The organism is Kribbella sp. NPDC051952, assembly GCF_040680855.1.
Classification (GTDB): domain Bacteria; phylum Actinomycetota; class Actinomycetes; order Propionibacteriales; family Kribbellaceae; genus Kribbella.
Genome location: NZ_JBFAXQ010000012.1, coordinates 246,269 through 252,649 on the forward strand (window position 1 = coordinate 246,269; position 6,381 = coordinate 252,649).

At 66.5% G+C, this 6,381-nt stretch carries 7 protein-coding genes; 3 read left to right on the plus strand and 4 right to left on the minus strand.

All coding sequences use genetic code 11. The features are described 5' to 3' along the window. Positions 1–35 precede the first annotated feature (35 nt). Positions 36–1,244 (plus strand): TerC family protein, encoded by a 1,209-nt coding sequence (locus AB0L70_RS23370; RefSeq protein ID WP_363687413.1) that lies wholly within the window; start codon positions 36–38, stop codon positions 1,242–1,244. Positions 1,245–1,268: 24 nt separating this feature from the next. Here AB0L70_RS23370 and AB0L70_RS23375 read toward each other — a convergent pair whose 3' ends face one another. From AB0L70_RS23375 to AB0L70_RS23385, 3 genes are all read right to left on the minus strand, one after another. Further along, complete coding sequence (locus AB0L70_RS23375; RefSeq protein ID WP_363687415.1) at positions 1,269–2,099, minus strand: oxidoreductase; 831 nt, start codon at positions 2,097–2,099, stop codon at positions 1,269–1,271. Positions 2,100–2,119: 20 nt separating this feature from the next. After that, a complete protein-coding gene (locus AB0L70_RS23380; protein WP_363687417.1) occupies positions 2,120–2,665 on the minus strand; it encodes a flavodoxin in 546 nt (181 codons plus the stop codon). Positions 2,666–2,758: 93 nt separating this feature from the next. After that, positions 2,759–3,619 (minus strand): aldo/keto reductase, encoded by an 861-nt coding sequence (locus AB0L70_RS23385; RefSeq protein ID WP_363687419.1) that lies wholly within the window; start codon positions 3,617–3,619, stop codon positions 2,759–2,761. A gap of 103 nt (positions 3,620–3,722) precedes the next feature. On the opposite strand from AB0L70_RS23385, the gene AB0L70_RS23390 reads away from it, so the two are divergent. Further along, on the plus strand, positions 3,723–4,583 hold the full coding sequence (locus AB0L70_RS23390; RefSeq protein ID WP_363687421.1) for a helix-turn-helix transcriptional regulator: 861 nt from the start codon (positions 3,723–3,725) through the stop codon (positions 4,581–4,583). A 13-nt stretch (positions 4,584–4,596) separates the two neighbouring features. Here AB0L70_RS23390 and AB0L70_RS23395 read toward each other — a convergent pair whose 3' ends face one another. Beyond that, complete coding sequence (locus tag AB0L70_RS23395) at positions 4,597–4,941, minus strand: YciI family protein (RefSeq protein WP_363687423.1); 345 nt, start codon at positions 4,939–4,941, stop codon at positions 4,597–4,599. Between the two features lie 298 nt (positions 4,942–5,239). On the opposite strand from AB0L70_RS23395, the gene AB0L70_RS23400 reads away from it, so the two are divergent. Then, positions 5,240–6,381, plus strand: a 1,142-nt coding sequence (locus AB0L70_RS23400) for a DUF222 domain-containing protein (RefSeq protein ID WP_363687425.1), incomplete at its 3' end; no start/stop codon positions are given.

A 6,381-nucleotide genomic window follows, 5' to 3' on the forward strand; every position in this document is an offset into this window, starting at 1 on the left:
CGTGCCGCGGCTGGTCGCCATGGTTGGGTTGGGCCATGGCCGTGTCCCCCTTGGTCTGGATCCTCACGCTGCTCGGCATCGCCGGGCTGCTGCTGTTCGATTACTTCTTCCATGTCCGCTCCGCGCACGTGCCGACGCTGCGGGAGGCCGCGGTCTGGTCGTCGGTGTACGTCGGGATCGCGATCCTGTTCGGGCTCGGGACGCTCGTGCTCGGCGGGGCCGCGATGGGCTCGGAGTACTTCGCCGGGTACATCACCGAGAAGGCGCTCTCGGTGGACAACCTGTTCGTGTTCCTGATCATCATGACGAGCTTCCGGGTGCCACGCGAGAACCAGCAGAAGGTGCTGCTGGTCGGCATCGTGGTCTCGCTGATCGCCCGGGCCGCGTTCATCTTCATCGGCTCGGCGCTGCTGAACACGTTCGCCTGGGTGTTCTACCTGTTCGGGATCGCGCTGCTGCTGACCGCCGGCAACATGCTCAAACCGGAGACCGAGGAATCCCACTCGGCGCAGAACATCGTCGTACGGCTGAGCCGGCGGCTGTTCCGCACCAGTGAGGAGTACGACGGCGACCGGCTCACCACCACGGTCGACGGGCGCCGGATGATGACGCCGATGCTGCTGGTCATGCTCGCGATCGGCGGCACCGACCTGATGTTCGCGCTGGACTCGATCCCGGCCATCTTCGGCCTGACGCAGAACGTGTTCATCGTGTTCACCGCGACCGCGTTCAGCCTGCTCGGGCTACGCCAGCTGTACTTCCTGCTCGACGGTCTGCTGGACCGGCTGATCTACCTGTCCTTCGGGCTGGCCGCGATCCTCGCCTTCATCGGCGCCAAACTCATCCTGCACGCCCTGCACGAGAACAACCTCCCCTTCGTGAACGGCGGCGACCACGTCGAGGTCATCGAGATCAGCACCGGCCTCTCGCTGGTGGTGATCCTGGTCGTCCTGCTGATCACGATCTTCGCGTCCCTGTTCAGCACCCGCGGCCGCACCCAGACCGCGATGGCCCACATCCGCCGCGACGCGAACGCCTACCTGGACGCCGAATACACCGGCGACCCCGGCGAACGCGAACGCATCTTCCAGCGCCTCCTCCGCGCCCGCGACCACATCACCGCCCTGGGCCCCCAGGCCAAACAACAGGTAATCAACGAAACCGAACTGATGGACCTCTGCCGCCAAGTGGCCGAAGCCCACACCAACGCCCACCCCGACCACGTGATCCGCCCCAGCTTGTAGGACCTGTTCGGGCGGGCTGACCTTTCAGGCGTCGAAGTCGGTGCTGCGGCTGAGGTCTTCCCAGACGTCTACCTCGGTGCGGAGGGCGTCGAGGGCGGCGCGGAAGCCGTCGGAGGTGTCGTTGCCGAGCAGCAGCATGTACGGCGGGGAGTCGGACTCGACCGCCTGGACGAGAGCTGCCGCGGCCTTGGCCGGATCACCCGGCTGCTTCCCATGCCCGGTGTCGTGGTCTTTCCGACGCTTCCCGGCGGTGTCCGCGTAGTCGGCGATCGGTACGGCGGCCTGGGTCAACGATCGGCCGGCGAAGTCGGTACGGAACCCACCTGGCTCCACGACCATCGCGGTGATGCCGAGCGGCGCGACCTCCTTGCGCAGCGACAGCGTGAGCGCCTCGATCGCGGCCTTGACGGCCGAGTAGTACCCAGATCCTTCGGGACAGATCCGCGCACCGATGGACGACAGGTTCACGATCGTGCCGGATCGGCGGGCACGCATGCCAGGCAGGACAGCCTTGATCGTGCGCACAGTGCCGAAGACGTGAGTATCGAACAACTGCTGGACGGCATCGTCCTCGCCCTCTTCAACAGCAGCCCGATACCCGTAGCCGGCATTGTTGACCAGTACGTCGACCCCGCCGAACCGCTCCTCGGCCGCCCCAACCGCCGCACTCACCTGCTCATCGCTGGTCACATCGAGCGGCAGCGCCAGCGCGGTGTCGGGATACTTGTCAGCCAGATCCTGCACCTTCGCGACATCGCGCGCGGTAGCAACAAAATTGTGCCCGCGCTCAAGCACAGCCTCAGCAAACGCACGGCCGAGCCCGGTAGAGCAGCCGGTGATGAACCAGGTAGTCATGTAATTCCTTTCTGAGGTTGTCAGCGCAGCCCGATGCGCTGCAGCCAGTCGGTGACTTGGGGCTGGGCTTGCTGGACTTCTTCGCCGCGGACGGCGAGACCTTCGGCGAAGGTGGCGCCGGCGCAGGATCGCGCGTAGTCGCGTTCTGTCGTGCCGAGGCCGCTCATGGCGTACGTGGTGAACGGATGGACAGTCGTGCCGGTGAAGTCCAGCTGCTCGGTGAACGTGGACATGATCATCGGGGCCCGGACGTTCCAGATCGGGCTGCCCAGCAGCACCACGTCGTACTGGCCGATGCCGGGGAGCGGGCCGGCGATGGCGGGGCGCGCGTCGGCGTTCTGCTCGCGGACGTTACGGACGACGGTGTCGTCGTACTCGTCGGAGTAGGGCTCGGCAGCCTCGATCCGGTAGACGTCGCACGGGACGAGGTCGGCGATCATGGTGGCGACAACTTCGGTGTTGCCGACTGTCAGCCAGGTACGACCGCCGTTGTCGTAGTTCTCGCCGGGGCGGGAGTAGTAGGCGACCAGCATTTTCCCCGCAGTGGGCTTTCTCGACGACTGCACCGCGGGCGATCCTCCTTCTTCCGTACCTGTGCCGTGCGCGACGGGACCGGCTCCTTGGCTGCAACCGCTGCGCAGCCGGGGACGCATCGGTCGTCAGTCGATCCGGCGGGTGCCGAGGGCGGTGACCATGGCGGGGTCGCGGTGGTCGAAGAAGAGGCTGGCGCCGGCGTCGAGGGAGGCGATCTGCTTCAGCTGATCCTCGGTAAGGGCGAAGTCGAAGACATCGAGGTTCTCAGCCATCCGGTCCGGGCGGACGGACTTGGGGATGACGACGACCTCTCGCTGTACGAGCCAGCGCAGCACTACCTGCGCGACCGACTTCCCGTGGGCCTCGGCGATCGCGGTCAGCACGGGGTCGGTGAACAGGTTGTTGCGACCTTCGGCGAACGGACCCCAGGACTCGAGCTGTACGCCGCGTTCGCGCATCTGCTCGTGGTCAGCGACGCGCTGGTGGAAGGGATGCGTCTCGATCTGGTTGACCGCCGGGGTGATCTCGTTGTGCTCGATCAGGTCGACGAGCCGGTCCGGGTGGAAGTTGGAGACCCCGATCGCCCGGGCCCGACCGTCCTGGTTGACCTTCTGCATGGCCCGCCACTCGCTGTAGTAGTCGCCGAGCGGCTGGTGGATCAGATAGAGGTCGAGGTAGTCGAGGCCGAGGCGGCGCAGCGAGGTGTCGAACGCGCGCAACGTGTCGTTCTCCACGCTGCCGGTCGGCGCGTGCTGGATCCACAGCTTCGTGGTGACGAACAGGTCCGCCCGAGGCAGGCCGCTGGCGGTGATCGCGGCGCCGACGGCCTCCTCGTTGCCGTACGCAGCGGCGGTGTCGAGGTGGCGGTAGCCCGCCGCGAGGGCGGCCTCGACCGCGGCCTGGGTGTCGTCGGCCGGGATCTGGAAGACACCGAAGCCGATGATGGGCATGCTGACGCCGTTGTTCAACGTGACGGTCTGGCTCATGCCTTCAGGGAACACCCGTCAGTGTCACAGGTGGGAGTCCCCGCTGTAACAGGTACCAGCAGAACCTCCCAGCCGAGACAAAGCCGCCCGTACGGTGGAGGTTGTGGCCACCAAGGACGACGTACGGGAGTTCCTCACCAGCCGGCGGGCGAAGGTCACGCCGGAGCAGGCCGGTCTGCCCACCTTCGGCGACAAACGCCGCGTGACCGGGCTGCGCCGCGAGGAAGTCGCCCTGCTCGCCGGCGTCAGCGCCGACTACTACACCCGCTTGGAGCGCGGCAACCTCGCCGGAGTCTCCGAGCAGGTCCTCGACGCACTCGCCCGGGCGTTGCGCCTCGACGACGCGGAGCGCGCCCATCTGTTCGACCTCGCCCGCGCGTCGACCGGCCCGGTCCGCGGTTCACGCCGTACGGCGGTCTCCAAGGTGCGACCCGGCGTACTGCGGATCCTCGAGTCGCTGACAACTCCGGCGTACGTGCGCAACGCGCGTACTGACATCCTCGCCGCCAACGACCTCGCCATCGCCCTGTACGGCGGGATCCTCGACCGGCTCCCGCTGAACCTCGCGAGGTTCCTCTTCCTCGACCAGCGCGCACCGGACTTCTTCCTCGACTGGGAAACCGTCGCCGACGACTCGGTCGCCGCGCTGCGCGCCGAAGCGGGTCGCAACCCCCACGACAAGTCCCTCACCGACCTCGTCGGAGAGCTGGCCACGAGAAGCGACGCGTTCGGCACGCGGTGGGCCCGCCACAACGTGAAGTACCACCGGAGTGCCACCAAGCGGGTCCACAGCTCGTTGGTCGGAGACCTCGAGCTCACCGGCGAGGCGATGGAGCTGACTGGCGACGGGCTCGTGATCATCACCTACACCGCCGAGCCCGACAGCCCGGCCGCCGAAGCCCTCCGCTTCCTCTCCAGCTGGGCGAACACCCAACTCCACCAGGAAGCCCAGCGAGACAGCTAGGCGGAGCTTGCTGTCAGGATTCGACGGGGCGGATCTCGATCACCGGGCAGGCGGGCCAGGTCTTCACCATCCGAAGTGCTTCGTCCAGATCGGCGACCTCGATCTCGGTGAATCCCGAGATGACCTCTTTGCCCTCCATGAACGGTCCGTCAGTGACGATCGGACCTTCTCGGCCGAACCGCACAGTCGTGGCGTTCGCGCCGCCCTGGAGCTTGCTCGTGCTGCTGCGGATCACCGCGGCGTGGTCGATGAACCATTGATTCACCCGCTCGTACACCTGCTGCAGCTCGACCGGCGACATCGCGTCGACCTCTTTGGCATAGTCCTCGGTGTCGACGAACATCAGTACATACTTCACGCACGTCACCTCCTACGGTCAGTGTGACTGATCGGGGCTCAGTCGGCAGAGAACTGGGTCTCGAGCGGACCGAGGGTCTGCGACGAGTTGGTTGGCCGATCGGCGCGGCCACGGAGACGCCATCGGGGCGTGACCGGCTCCTTGCGGGAGATGTTGCCTCCGGCATGTAAAGGTAGGTTGTCCACAGGCGTGGATGATTGTGGATCATTTGGCGGCCTGCTGTGGATAAGCAGATCCCTTGGAAATAAGGGGTTCTGGGTTTTGAAAACTGTCGGTGGCGGTGTCTATCGTTATGGGCATGGAGATTCCGGACGAGCGGCCGATCTGGTCGATGAGCGGCAGCGAACTCCTGTCTGCTCTCGACACGAACGAAGCCGCCATCGCCCGCCTCCAAGCCGACCGGATCCGCATGATCGCCCGCCTCGACGAAATAGGCCACGCCCAACACCTCGGCGCCACCACCACCGCCGAGCTGCTGGCGATGCGGTACCGCCTCGACCGCCGAGACGCCCACCGCGAAGTCAAACTCGCCCGCACCCTCCCCCGCTACACCACCGTCTCGTCTGCTCTCCCCAACCCGGCAGGTCCGCTGGAGACCCCGGTCCTGAGACCGGCACAAGCCCAGGCCATCGTGCTCGCCCTCGAGACCGTCCCCGACCGGGTCCCGGTGGAGAACATCGTGGTGGCCGAACAACAACTGGTGAACCTGGCCCAGCACCTGAGCCCCGGCGAACTCCGCAAAGTCGGCAAAGAAATCCGCGACCTCCTCGACACCGACGGCCCCGAACCCGCCGAACACAAAGCCTACGAACGAGAATCCCTCACCCTCACCGACGCCGACCACGGCATCACCTTCCGCGGATTCCTCGCCAACGAAAACGCCGAACTCCTCCGCTCACTGATCCACGCCCACGCCCGCCCCCACAAAACGGCTGATGGTGAACTCGACCCGAGGTCTCGCGAAAAGCGCCAAGCCGACGCCCTCACCACCACCCTGACCACCGCCGCCACAGCCACCGAGTCCGGCGCCGTACCCGGCGCAGGCGCGAAAGCCAACATCACCGTCACCATCGACCTCCACGACCTCAAAACCGCCACCCCCGACGCGATCGGCCACGTCATCCACGGCGACGCCCTCTCCGCCGCCACCATCCGACGCCTAGCCTGCGACGCCAAAATCATCCCCCTAGTCCTCGGCTCCAACTCCGAACCCCTCGACGTCGGCCGCGCCGAACGACTCGTCACCCCCGCGATGCGCCGTGCCCTGAACGCCCGGGACAAAGGCTGTGTCATCTGCGGTGCTCCACCCATCAGCTGCGACGCCCACCACCTGATTTCCTGGATAGACGGCGGCCAAACCGCCATCAACAACCTCGCCCTCATCTGCCGCCGCCACCACACCGCCCTCCACGCCGGCCACTGGACCATCACCATCACCAA

Excerpts from the sequence above, each read along its gene's own strand:
- AB0L70_RS23370 (WP_363687413.1), top strand. The coding sequence starts at position 36 with ATGGCCGTGTCCCCCTTGGTCTGGATCCTCACGCTGCTCGGCATCGCC.
- AB0L70_RS23375 (WP_363687415.1), bottom strand. The coding sequence starts at position 2,099 with ATGACTACCTGGTTCATCACCGGCTGCTCTACCGGGCTCGGCCGTGCG.
- AB0L70_RS23385 (WP_363687419.1), bottom strand. The coding sequence starts at position 3,619 with ATGAGCCAGACCGTCACGTTGAACAACGGCGTCAGCATGCCCATCATC.